The organism is Algoriphagus litoralis (assembly GCF_003259255.1).
Taxonomy (GTDB): Bacteria; Bacteroidota; Bacteroidia; order Cytophagales; family Cyclobacteriaceae; genus Algoriphagus; species Algoriphagus litoralis.
The window spans coordinates 599,362-616,414 of sequence record NZ_QGOL01000002.1; the positions used below are offsets into that span (position 1 = coordinate 599,362).

Genomic DNA, 17,053 nt, shown 5'->3' on the forward strand with positions numbered 1-17,053 from the left:
ATTCAATTATTTGCGACACTATCCACGCTGATTATCACCTATGAATTTCAAACGTTTACCAATTTCAATCTTTTTCGCTCTTGTTGCTTTTTCATCCTATTCTCAAAAAATCATGCTTACCGCAGATCATTCTGATGCAAAATTTATTTTGCTGAATGATTACGATGACTCTGACAAGCAAGAATTGGGGACAGGCACAGTCGAATTAAAGCTGGAGAAAGACTCCAAAAACCGCGTAAAAGTCACCAAGCCAGGCTACCAGCCTGTGATCAAAGAATACAACAAAGACCTCAAATGGGATAAAGAGCAGTGGATTTCTCTGACTACCAGACAGGTAGATATCACTGCCGAGCCTTTTGATGCTGAGATCTTAGTCGATGGAAGGGTCATAGGAACCAAAGCGATCTACCTCTATATCCAAAAAGACCGCTTCCTGACAGTAGAGGTCAAAAAGCCCGGCTTTGCCACTGCCACCAAGGTCTACTACAATCAGCCGGATAAAGAAACGCCTCCGATGAAGGATCATTTTATCCTCAAGGACAGGCAGATCCGACTAGAAGTCATGCCTGCCGATGCTTCAGTTGCAGCCAATGGGATATTGCTCGGAAAAGGAAATCAGGATATTAGAGTTCCCTTTGGAGACTGTGTCACCGTATCTGTCACCAAGGATGGCTTTGTGAACTATGAAAAAGTGCTGTGTAACAAAGAAGGTGATCCTGAACCTCCGGTACGTGATAAGGCTGTCTTGGAAGATCGATTGGTGAAAATCACCACAGCTCCAAATGATGCATCGATTGAGATCGCCGGCAAGCGAGTGGGCAATGGAAACTATGACCTGAAGGTGCCAAAGAATTCCTGCGTAGAGGTCAGAATCAGCAAAGATGGTTTTATCCGATATGTAAAAAACTACTGCAATCAGGCGAATATGCAAGAGCCACCAGTTGCAGATTTTCTTGAAATGCAAGTAGATGAAGCTTATACTTCGTCTGTCTCTTCAGATCTGGCAAATGTCAGGATCACCATTCCGGTAAAAGTAGGCATCGCTCCAGAAGAATCCTGGAAGATTCTCAGCTCGATCATCACTGGCTATTTTGACATTTTGGAAACGGTCGATTACAATACCGGCTACCTCACTACAGCATGGCAAGTACAAAATTTCCAATCCAGCATTATCCGTACACGGGTGATCGTATCCTCAGGAGGGAATAGCGATCAGATTACCTATGCCGTCAAGCTGGTCAGTCAGGAAGCTTTCTTGGATGGAAAAAATTCTGTGACGGTCAAAGACGACGAGAAATTCGAAGATTGGGCAAGAATCCTCAAGAAATACGATGGCTTGATTCAGGAGATTCAGGCAAGACTTCAAAACTAAATACTCCCCCACCAACCAAATCCAAAACTCCGAACCAAAATTCGGAGTTTTATTTTTTATTTTTTTCGGGAGATTTTTCACAATATCAATCGATTTCCTAGCAGGTTTTACTCCAAGGTCCAATTCATGTGCAATTGGAGGCCTTTTTTCAATTCCTAAACTTTGTAATTTATCAGGCCAAAGAGTGGTTTTGAACCCTTTTTGGCCAAACCCAAAGTATTCCCAATGCAAAAACCCAAACTCTCCTTTTCCCAGATCATCAACATGAATGTTGGTTTTTTTGGGATTCAATACAGCTTTGGACTCCAGCAAAGCGCGGTAAATCCTATCTACGATATGCTCGGTGCAGCACCTGATGAGATCCCGCTTTTAAACTTAGCAGGACCGATGACGGGCTTATTGATTCAGCCGATCATTGGCGCCCTGAGTGACAGTACCTGGAGCGATAGGTTCGGCAGAAGGAAACCCTACTTTTTCATTGGTGCTTTGATGTGTAGCATTTGTCTCTTTTTCTATCCATTCAGCAGCACATTATGGATGGCTGCAGGCTTGCTTTGGGTCCTTGACGCGGCTAACAATACCGCCATGGAGCCCTATCGTGCATTGATAGCCGACTCACTCCCAGAGGAACAATATGGACAGGGTTTCTTGACCCAAAGCTTCTTCACGGGCCTCGGCATCACGCTGGCCAATATTTCACTTTTCGTATTTCAGATTTTCTTCAAAGGAATGATCGGTTCGCTGCCGATGTGGGTCTATGCGTCATTTTTCCTAGGGACGATTTGTTCGATCACCTCGGTGCTTTGGAGTATGTCCAAAACGCCTGAATACCCACCTTCCGCTGAAGAATTGGCACTTTTGAAGGAGCGAAATAAAGGCATGCCTCATCCGGCTATCCAGTTTTTCCTATCGATTTTGACGACCCTAGTTGCGTATTTGGTATTTTTCCTACTGCTGATTCCTTCGATTTTTGACAGAAAACTGATTCGAAAAACGATCCATTGGGCAGAAAACAACCCGACAACCAAAGTCCTTTTTGCCCAAAATCTGGAGATCATCGAGTCCATCATCCAGATGCCTTCTGTGATGTGGAAGCTTGCTTTAGTTTACCTTTTCCAATGGTATGCGCTTTTTTGCTATTGGCAAAATGCGGCAAAAAGCATCGCTCTCTCGGTATGGGATGCGACACCTGCGAGTGATCCGTCCAAGTATGAGGAGGCTGTAGGTTGGACAGGCCTAGTCAATGGCTGGTATAATATCGTGACCTTTCTTTCGGCCTTCTTTTTAGTAGGCTTGGCCCGAAAATTTGGTCCCAAAAAAGTCCACTTCTTCTGTCTGGTGATGGCAGGTGTCGGATTGATCATTTTCCCGATGATCGAAAACAAATACCTCCTCTTTGCTCCTATGACGGGATTTGGGGTAGCCTGGGCAAGTATGATGGGGATTCCGTATCTATTGGTGGTCAATGAAATCCCCAAAGAGCGCTATGGCGTGTATATGGGAATCATCAATATGATGATTGTGATTCCAATGATTCTGCAGACCATCACATTTGGATTTATTTCCAAGACTTTCCTACAAAATGACGCGGGCCAAGCCATTACTTTCGCCGGTGTCTTGCTGCTAATCGCCGCAGCAGCCACCTTAAGAATCCAAGAAAACAAGCAAATCAATCCAGAAGTCGCACCCATCTCAGGAGGACATTAATCGCAACTATCAAAAATTACAAGTACCCAGAAATGCATCCCGAATCACTTATAAACGATAAAATCAACCAGCTTTTAAAAGAAAATAGGCTGGGGAAAACAAGCGCTGACAAAGCTTTTGAATCCCGCCTTTTTGATCATTTGCCTCTTATTCACCGGCTTTTTGGAGAAATCTACAGTGCACATCCTGCTGCAGAGGATCAGTTTTTTCAATTGATCGTCAGTCTGGTCCAAGGTCATCAATCTCGGGAGAAGGCTTTAATTAAGCGGGACCAGGAAAAAGCTAAAAATGGCATCTGGTACCTGAGTAATGAGCTGGCAGGGATGAGTTTGTACGTGGATCGCTTCGCAGGTCATCTGAAATCGATGCCTGACAAGCTTCCGTATTTAGAGGATTTGGGGGTGAATTTCCTTCATATCATGCCGATTTTCGAAAGTCCTGCCGGAGAAAGTGACGGGGGATATGCTGTGTCGGATTTTCGTAAGGTAGATGCGCGATTTGGGACTCTGGAGGAGTTGATTTCCCTTCGGAAAAAGATGCACCACCAAGGCATGTATCTGATGCTGGACATTGTTCTCAATCACACTTCCCATCACCACGAATGGGCCAGAAAGGCTAAGTCAGGGGATTCATACTACCAGGATTTTTTCTACACTTATGACAACCGCTGGATTCCGAATGAATTCGATGCAGCGATGCCTGATATTTTCCCAGAAAGCGCCCCAGGCAACTTCACTTGGAATGAAGAAATGGGCAAATGGGTGATGACGGTTTTCCACTCCTATCAGTGGGATTTGAATTACACTAACCCGATCGTTTTCCGTGAAATGATGGAAAATATCCTCTTCTACGGAAATCTGGGAGTCGATTTGCTTCGAATCGATGCGCCGGCATTTATCTGGAAAAAGACAGGAACCAGCTCTCAAAATCTTACTGAAGCGCATACGCTACTCCGCCTGATCAAGCAATGTGTCCAAGTGGCCACGCCGGGGATGGCTTTACTTGGGGAAGCGATCGTCGCGCCAAAGGAAATCATGAACTATTTCGGAACGGGAGAATTTATCGCACAAGAGTGTGATTTTGCCTACAATGCTACCCAAATGGCACTCCAGTGGGATATGTTGGCTTCCGGTGAAACCCAGATCATGCTTAATGCACAGCACGAAATCCTCAAAAAACCCTACGGCACATCCTGGATTACGTATACCCGCTGCCATGACGACATCGGCTTGGGATACGATGATTACATGATTGCGCAGGCGGGGAAAGATCCCTACCAGCACCGCAAGTTCTTGAAAGAATACTATTCCTTCTCCGGTGAGCAGTGGATGAGTCCGGCTCGAGGTGCACTTTTCTCCTCCAACCCAAAAACAGGTGATGCGCGAATCAGTGGTACGCTTGCTTCACTCTGTGGTCTGGAAAAAGCATTGATCGAAAATAGCCCGCTTGGAATTGACCAAAGCATCCAAAAAATCCTGATGATGCAGGCCCATTCCATCTTTTTGGGAGGATTGCCGATGCTGTTTTATGGGGATGAAATCGGCTATACCAATGACTACAGCTACCAAAATGATCCTGGTAAAAGCTACGACAACCGATGGATGCATCGCCCGATAATCGATTGGGAGAAGGTAGCGAAAGCGAAGACTGAAGGGACGGTGGAAAACAGGATTTTCTCAGCGCTGAAAAAAATGCTTCAGATCCGAAAGCAACGAGACCTTTTCAGCGATCTCAGCAATATCACCTGGATGGGCCCACACAATATTCATATAGCAGGATTTGTGCGGAGAAAAGGAAATGAACGGGTGTACTGTCTTTATAATTTCAGTGATCAGGCAGCATATCTGACCTGGTATGCCTTTCGTGAGCAGGGGGAAGGAGCTGAGGTTTTGCTAGACATGTGGGCAGAAACCGAATACCGTATCGGTCCTGATCATGAGTATCTGATTTTAGCACCGCATGGTTTTGTGATTTTGGAACCAAAGTAAAGGCTGCATCATCTTTCAATCGCGCTTTTGAGAGGATTGCCTTACGATCAGTTCTGTTTTCATTTCCACGAGCTGTTCCTCTCCGACTTCATGATTCTTTATCAAATCGATCAGCATTTCGGTGGCCTTTCGCCCCATTTCAAAGCCATGCTGATCTACAGAACTGAGATTAGGCGAGATGTATTCCGAAAGCATCCAATTGCTGAACCCCATCAGACCAACTTGTCTTGGTACATCGTACCCGGCAGATTTTAGGTATTTCATAGCTCCCAATGCCACTAAATCTGTGATACAAAAAATCGCATCTGGTGGATTGGGACTTTCCATGAGTTCCTTGGTGAAGTCGTACCCTTCTTGCTCCAAGATATCCCAACAGCCTTTTACCCATTCTTCACGATATTCCAGTCCATGGTCTTCAAGCGCTTTTCGATAACCTTGATACCTTCCTTGGGCATTTTTGACTTCTAACCTTCCACTCAGGTGGGCGATCTTCCGATATCCGTTGTAGATCAAATTTTTTACAGCTTCATAGGCTCCTTCAAAATCATCAACCACCACTTTGGGAGAAAGGATATGATCCGTCACTTTGTCAAACTGCACAATGGGCTTCCCTTCGTCCAAAAAGTCCTGCAAGTGCTCGGCTTCGAAGGTCTCATTGGACACAGAGATCACCAGTCCGTCCACGCCGATTCCCAATAAGGTACGACATGCAAAAATCTCCCCGTCTTTCACATCACCGGATTGGGATACGAGGACATGATAGCCGTGCTTTTTGGCAGTTTCGATTACACCTGATATGGTGGTGGAGAAAAAATGATGGACGATATGAGGGACCACCAACCCAATGAGCGAAGTTCGATTTTTACGAAAATTGACAGCCAAAGTATTGGGAACGTAATTGTGCTTTTCTGCATATTCCTTTACCTGTCTGATCGTCTCTTCCGAAATTGAATGATAGCCATTTAACGCACGAGAAACCGTGGAGGGAGAGAGATTCAGCGCAAGCGCAATATCTTTTAGAGTGACTCTTCGCTTTTCAGACATGTACAGGATAGTTTGGGTTTTATAAGTTATTTGATTTAGGCAGAGTTAACAATTCAAATACAAAAAAGACCCAGAAAAAATCAGGGAATTGTCTGCTCTGTTCCATTTTTAAAAAAAGTCTATCTTTAACATAGGGTGTTTCAAATGCCCAAAACAACAATAACCCAAAAACTATGCAACCTATTGTACAGATCTCCCTGGATCTGACCAATATTGACGAAGCACTGGAAACTGCTGCTTTGGCACTCCGGGCTGGAGTCGATTGGCTGGAAGCCGGGACTCCGCTTATTTTAGCAGAAGGTCTTCATGGAGTTAGAAAACTCAGGGAAGCATTTCCCGGAATCCCCATCGTCGCCGATCTCAAAACCATGGACGGTGGCTACCTCGAAGCAGAAATGATGGCCAAAGCCGGAGCCACTCACGTCGTGGTCATGGCACGGGCGCATGCCGAAACCATCAAATGCGTGGTCAAAGCCGGAAAAGACTTCGGAGTGGAGGTCATGGGTGATAATATGATCTGCCCTGACATGGTGGAAGGAGCCAGGTTTTTGGAGGATTTGGGTTGCGACTATGTCATACACCACATCGGTTACGACGAGCGTAGAGGGATTGCAGCCGCTGGACATCGGATGCCAAGCCCACTCGATCAGCTTCGGGAGGTGGTGAAAGCGGTGAATATTCCCGTACAGGCTGTGGGAGGGCTCTCCCTAGAGCAAGCCATCAAATGTCCTCAGTATGGCGCACCGCTTGTAGTTTTAGGCGCCCCATTGACCATCGATGCAGATTCCTTCAAAACGGCAGATGGCAATCTCGAAGAATCACTTCGGATGATCTGCGCCGCAATTCATGCTCAAGAAACTGTTTTCCCTACTAAATCCTAACCCATGTCCAGCATCAAAATACCTGCAGTAGTCAATTTTTCGGAGAAAAAACATTCCGTCGAAATCCGTGAAATCTCGATTCCTGATATTGGAGATGAAGATATTTTACTCGAGGTGGAAAATGTCGGCGTCTGTGGCAGTGACCTCCATCAGTGGACTTCGGATCACAGTTGGCCGGTGAATTATCCGGTCGTTTTGGGCCATGAGTTTGGAGGAAAAATCGCAGCAATTGGAGATCGAGTTTCTGGCTGGAAAGTCGGGGATCGAGTTGTCTCCGAGACCGCAGCCGTGATCGACAATCAAAATCCCATGAGCAAGGTTGGGCTTTACAATTTGGACCCAACGCGAAAAGGTTTCGGCTACGGCGTAAATGGAGCAATGACTCGCTTCGTCCGAGTTCCGGCTCGTTGTCTTCACGCGGTTCCAGAAAGTCTATCTTTTGAAGAAGCCTGCCTGACCGAACCTTGCTGCGTCGCTTTCAATGCCTTGGTGGGGAACTCCCATATCAAACCGGGTGACAGGGTGGTAGTAATAGGACCTGGAACAATTGGAATTCTTTGCGCGGCTGTAGCCAGACTTTGCGGAGCAGAAGTTGCAATTCTGGGTTTGGAAGGAGATCGCGGCCGATTGGAAATCGCGCGAATAGCCTATGGATGTGACCCGCTGATTGGAGAAGATGCCGCCGAGGCTTGGGCTAGAAAGCGGGATGGTCTGGGTGCTGATCTGATCGTGGATGCAGCGGGTCATAGCAGCACTTTGAAAATTGCCATGAAACTCGTCCGTCAAAATGGTCAAATCACGAAAGTGGGTTGGGGTCCTCAGCCTTTGAATTTTTCAATCGATCCCATCGTGCAGAAAAATGTACGGCTTCAGGGAAGTTTCAGTCACAATTGGCCGATCTGGGAGCGAGTGATTTCACTCTTGGCTAGTGGCGCATTGAATGTCAAGCCGATCATCGGAGGCGTTTGGCCAATTACCGAATGGCATGAAGCTTTTGAAAAAATGCATACCGGACAAATTGTTAAAGCAGTACTTAAACCCGTCTAACATGCGACTCAAAGACAAAGTCATCATCGTCACCGGAAGTACCACTGGGATCGGCAAAGCCATCGCCAAACGCTGCATAGCGGAAGGTGCAAAAGTGGTCATTCATGGGTTGGAGCAGGACCTTGGCAAAGAGGTCTTGGCCGAAATCGGAACCGAACACGCCGTATTTCATTGCGAAGACATCACCACTGAAACTTGTCCTGACAATCTGGTAAATCTTGCAGTGAAGACTTTCGGGAAACTCGATGCCGTAGTCAATAATGCTGCTTTGGTCATCGCCTCCGATATCCACAATACCGATCGGGCTTTTTTTCAAAAAGTACTCGACATCAATACCGTTGCGCCTTTTCTCCTGATTCAAAAAGCACTTCCCGAACTCATAAAATCCAGAGGCTGCGTCCTTAATATTGGCTCGATCAATGCCTGGAGCGGTGAGCCCAACTTACTTGCTTATTCTGTTTCCAAAGGTGCAATCATGACTTTGACAGGCAATCTGGGCGACTCCCTGATGCGGGAATATGGCATCCGTGTCAATCAAATCAATCCGGGCTGGGTACTTACCGAGCGGGAAAAAGAGCGGAAAAAGCTCCACGGCCTATCCGAGACTTGGTATGAAGAGTTACCGTCGATTATCGCTCCCTCGGGAAGAATTCTCTGGCCGGAAGAAATCGCTGCCGCCTGTATTTTTTGGCTTTCTGACGAAAGCGGTCCAGTATCCGGACAAGTCTTGACTTTGGAACAGCATCCGATGATCGGCCGCAATCTCCCAAAAGACACTAAAACCTTTAAATAAGCTCCGATGCCCAAATTAGCCGCATTTCCCAAAGCTTTCATGCAGCAACTCTGCAAAGATGGAAGCATGAAAATCGCTGATTGGGTGAAGCTTGCCGCTCCACTTAAGATCGACGGATTGGAATGGTATGCAGGTTTCTTGGAAATGGGAAACGAGAAAAACTGGCCGAAATTTCGGAAGATGGTCGAAAACGAGGGCATGGTCATTCCGATGATGTGCTGCTCACCGGATTTTACCCATCGGGATAAAGCTTTCCGTGATAAGGAAATCCAAAAACAGCGACGCTGGATCAATATGACTGATGAACTTGGAGGAAAATACTGCCGAGTTTTGTCAGGCCAATTTCGACCCGAGCTTTCCATCGATGAAGGAATCAAACTCGCCAAGGACTGTATCGAAGCTTGCCTTCCCTACGCCCAAAGCCTGGGAATTACGCTGATTATTGAAAATCACTACAAAGACGATTTCTGGGAATATCCTGAGTTTGCCCAAAAGCGAACTGTTTTCACTCGGCTCGTCAAGTCGATTCAACATCCGAATTTCGGGGTGAATTACGACCCGAGCAATGCGTTTCTGGCAGGGGAAGATCCGTTGGATTTGCTCTACGATGTCTCCGAACGGGTGGTGACCATGCATGCCAGTGATCGATTTTTGAAATATGGCACGATCGAGGACCTGAGAAAAGAAGAAGGCGGGGCCGTCGGCTATGCCAAGCGACTCAGCCATGGAGAAGTCGGCAAAGGAATGAATGACTACGATGCCATCTTCACCGAACTCAAGCGCGTAGGTTTCGACAACTGGATCAGTATTGAAGATGGTGTTGATGGTATGGATCAGTTGGAGCGCAGCGTGGCGTTTTTGAAGAAGAAGATCGCCCAGTATTGGGGGAGGTGATTTACGAGTTACGAATGACGATTTACGACATCTTTTCTTCAAGTTGACCTTGTTTTAAGCTGGAATCATTAGTGTCCTATAAATTTTCAAATCTTTCAATCCAACCACCGTGAAAAATACCTTAATGAAATCTATTCCGAGTCAGTGCTTCCTCGGCGAAGGCCCGCTTTGGATAGCCGAATTAGGCTCTTTCTTCTGGGTAGATATCGAAAAGGGAAACCTGCATCGCTACCATTTGGCTTCTGAAAAGCTGGAAATCCGGCATTTCCCACATTATTTGGCAGTTGTTCTTCAAGGTCAAAATGGAAAGTTGATTCTGGGTTTGGATCGGAAGTTAGTACGCTACGATTGGGATTCGGAGGAAATGGAAGAACTCTGTGAAGTGGAAGCCAATGAATCCCTGCATCGCTTTAATGATGGAAAAGTTGACCCGTATGGTCGCATTTGGATTGGGACCCTGAGTACCAAATTCACCCAAGGCGCAGGTTCGTTGTATCGAATTGATTCGGCTCTGAAACCTGAAGTCCAACTGAAAAACTTAACCATTTCCAATGGAATGGCTTGGACGGAAGATCAAGAGACGTTTTACTTTATCGATACTCCAACTCGAAAAATTCAGGAATATTCATTTGCTCCAGAGACAGGAGAAATTGAATTTAGAAGAAATGCTATAGAGATTCCCGAAGACCTGGGATTTCCTGATGGGATGTGCATCGACCAAGAAGGCATGGTTTGGGTTGCGTACTATGGAGGTTCGGGAGTCTATCGCTGGGATCCCAATACAGGTCAACTTTTAGACAAAATAGACCTTCCCGTGCCGCATGTCACTTCCTGTTGCTTTGGGGGAGAAAATTTGGACTTGATGCTCATCACATCTGCTCAGGAAAACATGTCCGAAGATGATTTGGGCAACTATCCCCAAAGCGGAGATGTGTTTTTGGTGAAGGTAGAAGTAAGAGGATTTGAGCCAAATAGAGCTTCTCTTTGATTTATGTTCCCACAGATTGTCACAGATTAAAATCACAGATGCACACAGATTTTCCACTGTATTTATTTTATCAGTGTAAATCTGTGTCCTTATCCGTCCTGATCTGTGGGAAAATAAGAAAGCCAATCTCTCGATCGGCTTTTCTTAATTTCTATAGCAGCGGCCTGAATTGACTCAGGAATCGCACGTCGTTTTCAGTAAACAGTCGCAAATCCTTGATCTGATATTTCAGCATCGCGATGCGCTCGATGCCCATTCCGAAGGCAAAACCCGTGTATTTTTTCGAGTCAATGCCACAGTTTTCCAAGACATTTGGATCCACCATGCCACTTCCTCCGATCTCTACCCAACCGCTTCCTTTGCAGACATTGCAGCCTTTTCCTCCGCAGATCAAGCAAGAAATATCGATCTCCGCACTGGGTTCGGTGAAAGGGAAGAAAGAAGGTCGGAATCGCACTTTGGTCTCCTTGCCAAACATCTCCTTGGCAAAGTGGTACAGCGTGTTTTTCAAATCGGCAAAACCCACATTTTCATCCACATAGAGTCCTTCCACTTGGTGGAAGATACAATGTGCACGGGCGGAAATCGCTTCATTCCGATAAACCCGTCCAGGAGAAAGCGTCCGAATCGGCGGTTTTTGGTTTTCCATTACCCGCACTTGTACCGATGAAGTGTGCGTACGAAGTGCGATATCTGGATTTTTCTCGATGAAAAAAGTATCCTGCATTTCACGGGCGGGGTGATTTTCAGGGAAATTCAGCGCGGTGAAGTTGTGCCAATCGTCCTCGATCTCAGGACCTTCGGAAAGGTTGAAACCGATCCGCTCAAAGATCTCGATGATCCGCTGACGGGTCGCGGTAAGTGGATGAATTCCTCCCAAAGGATAATTTGACGGCGGCAAAGTCAGGTCGATATCCGCAGATTTCGACTTTTTATTGGATGAAGCCACCTTCTCGATCAGCTCCTGAAACTTCTCCTCAGCCAATTGCTTGACGCTGTTTACCACCTGACCGTAGGTACGCTTTTCCTCATTCGGAATCTGTCCCATCGCTGCAAAAAGCTCCCCAACGACACTTTTCTTGGAGATGAATTTCATCCGATAAGCCTCTAATTGGTCGGGAGTATGCGCCACTGCTTCTGCTATGGCCGCTTTGATTGCTTCGATTTTCTCTTGGTACATGACTGCAAATTATTCCAGCCACAAAGCTATCAATTTTGAGCTTTTAGGCGCAAAAGTCGTTGGGGAAACTGAGAAATCGTTTTTTAATTATGTCACCCCTTGCGGGGTTTAAATGAATGTGTAGCCGATCTATTCTATAATAATTTCAGCCATTCTGGCTTTATAATCCCGAAGGGATGACAGGATTATAGTTTGAATGTGCCTTTTATGCAATGCCAACCCCAACAGGGTGACATCATTTTTTTGAAGAGTTTAAAAGTGATTTTCCTTCGGATCAACCTTTGCCTTTTACAAATTCCAAAAAAAAATCTTTGGGAACCGATCCAAGCCCGAAATCAGCCTCGTAAGTGCATCCATATCAGAAAAAAACCAAAACAATAAAAACATGAACAAATTATTCAAAATGGCTTTCGCAGCCTTCGTATTTCTTTCAGCTAATGCTGCTTTTGGTCAAATGGAAAAAACAGTGGAAGTAGGAGGAGCACCGATGTATCCTTCCAAAAACATCGTGGAAAATGCGGTAAACTCTGCCGATCACACGACACTGGTAGCAGCGGTAAAGGCCGCAGGTTTGGTAGAAACACTTCAAGGAGCTGGCCCTTTCACAGTTTTCGCTCCAGATAATGCAGCTTTTGCAAAACTTCCTGCCGGAACGGTAGAGACGCTTTTAAAGCCTGAGAACAAAGCACAATTGCAAGCAGTCTTGACTTACCATGTGGTAGCTGGTAAAATGGGTTCCAAAGAAATCGCAGCTGCAATCAAAGCCGGAAACGGCAAAGCAACGTTGACGACGGTACAAGGCGGAACTATCACGGCTTGGATGAAAGGGAAAGACCTCTACATCACCGATGCAAACGGTGGACAGTCTAAAGTGACGATTGCCGACGTATGGCAGTCCAATGGAGTGATCCATTCCGTGGATACCGTGGTACTTCCAAAGATGTAATCTGAAAAGCAATCCTTAAAATGAAAAATCCCCGCTTGAATTCGTTCAAGCGGGGATTTTAGCATAGAGTTAATCATGAAATTCTAATTCTTGGCGATGAATTTCGCTCCAAGATTCCTCGTTCCATTCATAGAGAATTGCAGTCAAAGTAGTAAGAACTGCATTGTTGCTAGTTGACCGAATTATTAAAAATCCAATTGTTTTGTTTTTGCCATTAAGAATTACCGGATTTGAAATCTTGACACTGTAATATTTTTTGGATTTTGAAGGGTATTTTCGAATGGTTTTTGATTTGCAAGAAGAAGGAATCTGATTAATCTCTTCTAACATAATTTGATTATTAATCACTTCAAAATCTACCTCTTCTCCCATTAAATCAGCGAAGTTTTTAGCAATTAAATTCCCGTTTTTTATAATCGGAAACAAAACGGATTCAAATTCTTTACCATCCTCAATTTCATCAGAAACAGAAAAGGTCCGGTTCAAAACTTGATATTGACTCGATCCAAGTTTTTTACAAAAACCATTAATTAACCCTTCTTTGCTTTGGCAAAAAACATAGTCAATTTTAATTAATATCATTCCAACAAGTAGAAGTAAAACGGGCTTGACCTTTTGCATTTGAGTCAAATTAGAATTGTGAAAGAATAAATATTAATTTCCAAACGGCTTTTTTAAATATTCATATTCTTTGAAATTGAAACTACAATTTTTTCACATAAAAAAGCCCAAATCTTTCGACTTGGGCTCGTTTTAGCTTTCTCACTTTAGCCTACCTACGACAGGTAAACCTTCTGACTTTCACTTTTACCAAGTTCTCGTCCCTCCGGGTCTTCCCATCTGCCAAGGTTGCTGTGGCTGTGCTTCCGGCTGCTTGAAGTTGCCGATGATGTAGGTGAAGGTCAGCATCGCATAGCGGGTGAGTACATTGGTGAATACATCGGTTACCGCCACATCGGAGATCGTTCGTGTGACGCTATTGTTTTGATTCAGCAAATCAAAAACGACTACTTTCAATTCAGCCTTGTTGTTTTTAGCGAAGCGATAGCCTCCTTCAATATTCCAAAGCCAGAAGTTCTGATCAAACCCTTCGGAAAGTCCTGTGTACAGCGTGTGATTCAGGTTATTTCCGATGAATAGCTTTCCATTATTTGGAGAAAAGTAGAGACGGATATTCGATTCCTGTTGGTAATAGTTGTTGTCCAGGTTTTGCTGCAAGCTGGAATTCACAATCGTATAAGTTCCGGTACTGCTCAGGGTGAAGTCAAAATTCTTGCTGATGTTGCTGCTGAACGTCAATCCCTGACTTAATCCCAAGTTGTCATTCAGGTTGGTTTCTCCATTGATGATTCCGGGAATCCGGTTGAAACTGACTCGGGTGTTGGTATTGAATTGGGTTTTGATCTTTTTGATCGGCGCACCATAGGTCAGGAAAAAGGTCGTGCGGAAGTTGCCGTCCAAATTGACTGGTTGGGTGATCTGTCCTCCCGGACGCAGGAGAACTTCACCATTGATCAAGGTATCCTGAGCGGTGATGAAGGTATTCGTTCCGATGTAATTGCTCGTCCCGGAGTAATTGAAAAACATAAACAGCGTATGGGATTTCTCCAGGTTTACTTTGCTGATATTGGCAAAGATGTTATGGTTATAGCTCTGTCCCAGCGATGGATTACCCACGCTCATGTTCAGCGGGTTTTGGTTATCAATGACATTTTGTAGCTGGTTGACGCTAGGTTCATCTGTACCTGTTCGGTATCGAATTCGATACGAAATTCCTTTTGGTTGATTTCGATAATTGATATTGGCGCTGGGCAGGATGTTATTGAAGTCCCGCTTGAAATCTCCCGGAATCGGGAAAAAGGCAGTGTTGTCCAATCTGGCGTTTTGGTAATCCAAGTTGAGGTTTAGACTTAGTCCCTTGTTGTTGTAAGCATATCCTGACCGGAGACGCTGCGTGATAAATTTATTATCAAACTCATTGCTCAAAGCAGTATCTAGGACAGGTCTCCGCTCATCGTCTAGGATAAAGGTTTTTTGATCTGCCGTTGATTTGTTGTTTCCGATTTGGTAGCCGAGTGTACCGATGGATTTTTCACCCAGAGGTTCAGTCAAGGTCATATTGACCCGGTAGTTAAATCCGCTGGACAGCGCTTCTGTTTCCTGAAGTGTCGTGTCCAAGAGAAGTCTGTTGAAGTCTCGACTTGCAGCCAGTAGATCGGAAATTTGGTCCCGATTGTTCCATGATGTGGAAATATCGGTGGAAAGCGTTCGTCCTTTTTTCTCAAACTTGTATCGATAGGTGATATTGTTTGAAATGTTGAGGGCTTTGGTTTCAGCATTGGAAATAGACCGAAGCGCACTGAGGGAATCACCAGTACTAGCCAAGGTCAAGGCGTCTCGATCGCTGAAAACTGTGTTTTCCTGAAAGGATATCGAAGGCACTACAATGATGGAGTTTTTCTCATTTAAGTCTGCCTCCAATCGCCCATTAAATCGGTGATTGAAATTGTCGACGGTGTTAATCAGGCTTTCCTGATAGAATTGTCGCAGATCTTCATTGACTACAGTTTCCCGATTGGTGGTCTGAAGTAGGGAATTGGTGCTGTTGTTGAAAAAGTAGCTACCTGAGAAGTTTACTTTTTTGCCCCATTTGTCCGAATAATTTAGGCCTATGGAATTGGTATTCACGATTCCTCCGGAGTTTCCCACAAAGAAATTGTTGTTACCGCCTCCGCCAAAGCCGCCACCTCCGCCACCGGGTCTGCCGCCTCTACCTCCTCCGCCACCGGATGCATTGGCAGTGACACCTGCCAGGTCCTGGCTGGAGAAATTCTGTTGGTTGATGTTATTGAACAAGCCAAGAATTGAAATCCGCTGATCCCCCTTAAACAAGTTGACACTGCCTCCCGCCGTATAGCGATCGTCCGTGCCATATCCGGCATAGGCTCTTCCAAACTGTCCGTTTTTCCTGTCCTCCCGCAAAATGATGTTGATCGTTTTGGTGTAATTCCCATCGTCGAATCCAGTCAATCGGCTTTGATCCGACCGCTGATCCAATACTTCCACCCGATCGATCGCATCTGCAGGGAGATTTCGCAGGGCAATGTTGGGGTCACTTCCAAAAAACTCTCTTCCGTCTACCAGGATTCGCTGCACTTGTTCTCCTTGGGCTTGAACCTGACCGTTTTGCATGGTAATACCTGGCATTTTTCGGATCAAATCCTCCGCCTGGGCATTTTCTTGGGTTTTAAAGGCGTTGGCATTGAAGGAAGTCGTATCGCCTTTTACTTCCCCTACCGGCACTTGCCCTTCGATCAGAACCTCGCCCAGTACTTTGGTGTCTTCGAGTAGGATTAATTCTCCGAGATCAAGCGGCTGACGAAATTGGTGAGTAATGGATATTGTCTTATAGCCGATGAAGGTAATTTCTACCTTGACAGACGGGATGTTTGGTCTGAGGATTTCAAATCTTCCCTCTGCTCCGGTGACTGTACCCAGAAGAAGGGAATCAGTCACGGTTTTGATCAGCACATTCGCCCCTATCATTGGGGTTTTGGCCACGCCATCGGTTACTTTTCCGGAGAGTTTTCGCTCTTGCTGATTGGCAGGGCCTGCAGGCCTTTGGCCTAGGGCCAGATTACTGATTAAAAGGCTGAAAATCAGTAAAAAAAACAGGGTAAAATTTTTCATATCCGTTCAAAGTTCAGCTCTTTTGACTGAACTTGAAAGACAAAGGTTTAAGCGGTCTTGCCTAATAAATTAGAGCGGATTTTTAGCAGGATAAAAGGTAAAAAACGACTTTAAAAAATTTAAACCTGAGCCATAATTTCCTGATAGGAAATTCCATAGTGACTGGAGTCGTATACTGCTTTTCCGGCTTTGATCAGAAGTACCTGAGGAGATTCATGGGGAATTCCAAACTCTCGTTCGACCTGATCAGACAAGGATCGGTGGGCGATCAGGTCCAGATAAAATGGCGTAATTTTCTCCTCATCGCCTGTTTTCCAATTGCGAATAAGCCGATCCAAAGACATACTGCTGATCGAACAGCGGGTGCTGTGTTTAAAAATCAACACTGGTTTATCGCTACTCATCTGCTTGAGGGCGTCGATTTGGGAAGATGAAGTCAATTTATTCCAGTTCATGTCGTTGATTGTTTACTTTTGGGGCAATTGTTGCAAGAGCTAAATAGTTCCTTTTCGAAAACGAAAAT

At 45.2% G+C, this 17,053-nt stretch carries 14 protein-coding genes; 9 read left to right on the top strand and 5 right to left on the bottom strand.

Going from position 1 to position 17,053, the window contains the following annotated elements; all coding sequences use genetic code 11:
• Positions 1-112 precede the first annotated feature (112 nt).
• The 3 genes from DK188_RS02500 (at position 113) to DK188_RS02510 (ending at position 5,067) form a co-directional block, all read left to right on the top strand.
• Positions 113-1,372: a hypothetical protein gene (locus DK188_RS02500; protein WP_232825641.1), complete on the top strand. Its 1,260-nt coding sequence runs from the start codon at positions 113-115 to the stop codon at positions 1,370-1,372.
• 225 nt (positions 1,373-1,597) lie between these two features.
• Positions 1,598-3,079 (top strand): MFS transporter, encoded by a 1,482-nt coding sequence (locus DK188_RS02505; RefSeq protein ID WP_111669196.1) that lies wholly within the window; start codon positions 1,598-1,600, stop codon positions 3,077-3,079.
• A 32-nt stretch (positions 3,080-3,111) separates the two neighbouring features.
• Positions 3,112-5,067 carry an alpha-amylase family glycosyl hydrolase gene (locus DK188_RS02510; RefSeq protein ID WP_111669197.1) on the top strand — a complete coding sequence of 652 codons (1,956 nt, stop codon included), beginning with the start codon at positions 3,112-3,114 and terminating at the stop codon, positions 5,065-5,067.
• 15 nt (positions 5,068-5,082) lie between these two features.
• Here DK188_RS02510 and DK188_RS02515 read toward each other — a convergent pair whose 3' ends face one another.
• The gene (locus DK188_RS02515; protein WP_111669198.1) at positions 5,083-6,111 is read right to left on the bottom strand and encodes a LacI family DNA-binding transcriptional regulator; all 1,029 of its coding nucleotides are present in this window, start codon (positions 6,109-6,111) and stop codon (positions 5,083-5,085) included.
• A 173-nt stretch (positions 6,112-6,284) separates the two neighbouring features.
• Here DK188_RS02515 and DK188_RS02520 point away from each other — a divergent pair, with 173 nt between their 5' ends.
• The 5 genes from DK188_RS02520 to DK188_RS02540 all read left to right on the top strand — a co-directional run bounded on the left by DK188_RS02520 (position 6,285) and on the right by DK188_RS02540 (position 10,714).
• Positions 6,285-6,992, top strand: coding sequence for an orotidine 5'-phosphate decarboxylase / HUMPS family protein (locus DK188_RS02520; protein ID WP_111669199.1), 708 nt, complete (start codon positions 6,285-6,287; stop codon positions 6,990-6,992).
• Between the two features lie 3 nt (positions 6,993-6,995).
• Positions 6,996-8,039: a zinc-binding dehydrogenase gene (locus DK188_RS02525; RefSeq protein ID WP_111669200.1), complete on the top strand. Its 1,044-nt coding sequence runs from the start codon at positions 6,996-6,998 to the stop codon at positions 8,037-8,039.
• Between the two features lies 1 nt (position 8,040).
• Positions 8,041-8,832 (top strand): SDR family NAD(P)-dependent oxidoreductase, encoded by a 792-nt coding sequence (locus DK188_RS02530; RefSeq protein ID WP_111669201.1) that lies wholly within the window; start codon positions 8,041-8,043, stop codon positions 8,830-8,832.
• A 6-nt stretch (positions 8,833-8,838) separates the two neighbouring features.
• Positions 8,839-9,726 (top strand): sugar phosphate isomerase/epimerase family protein, encoded by an 888-nt coding sequence (locus DK188_RS02535; protein WP_111669202.1) that lies wholly within the window; start codon positions 8,839-8,841, stop codon positions 9,724-9,726.
• A gap of 109 nt (positions 9,727-9,835) precedes the next feature.
• Positions 9,836-10,714: an SMP-30/gluconolactonase/LRE family protein gene (locus DK188_RS02540; protein WP_232825642.1), complete on the top strand. Its 879-nt coding sequence runs from the start codon at positions 9,836-9,838 to the stop codon at positions 10,712-10,714.
• A gap of 151 nt (positions 10,715-10,865) precedes the next feature.
• On the opposite strand, the gene pheS is transcribed toward DK188_RS02540, so the two are convergent.
• Positions 10,866-11,894, bottom strand: a complete 1,029-nt coding sequence (gene pheS / locus DK188_RS02545) for a phenylalanine--tRNA ligase subunit alpha (RefSeq protein ID WP_111669204.1) — start codon at positions 11,892-11,894, stop codon at positions 10,866-10,868.
• 385 nt (positions 11,895-12,279) lie between these two features.
• Between pheS and DK188_RS02550 the strand changes: the two genes are divergently transcribed.
• Positions 12,280-12,840: a fasciclin domain-containing protein gene (locus DK188_RS02550; protein ID WP_198672955.1), complete on the top strand. Its 561-nt coding sequence runs from the start codon at positions 12,280-12,282 to the stop codon at positions 12,838-12,840.
• A 69-nt stretch (positions 12,841-12,909) separates the two neighbouring features.
• Here DK188_RS02550 and DK188_RS02555 read toward each other — a convergent pair whose 3' ends face one another.
• The 3 genes from DK188_RS02555 to ytxJ form a co-directional block, all read right to left on the bottom strand.
• Positions 12,910-13,461: a hypothetical protein gene (locus DK188_RS02555; RefSeq protein ID WP_111669205.1), complete on the bottom strand. Its 552-nt coding sequence runs from the start codon at positions 13,459-13,461 to the stop codon at positions 12,910-12,912.
• A gap of 186 nt (positions 13,462-13,647) precedes the next feature.
• On the bottom strand, positions 13,648-16,530 hold the full coding sequence (locus tag DK188_RS02560) for a TonB-dependent receptor (RefSeq protein ID WP_111669206.1): 2,883 nt from the start codon (positions 16,528-16,530) through the stop codon (positions 13,648-13,650).
• Between the two features lie 119 nt (positions 16,531-16,649).
• Entirely contained in the window at positions 16,650-16,985 is a 336-nt protein-coding gene (ytxJ, locus tag DK188_RS02565; RefSeq protein WP_111669207.1) for a bacillithiol system redox-active protein YtxJ, read from the bottom strand.
• Between the last annotated feature and the right edge of the window lie 68 nt (positions 16,986-17,053).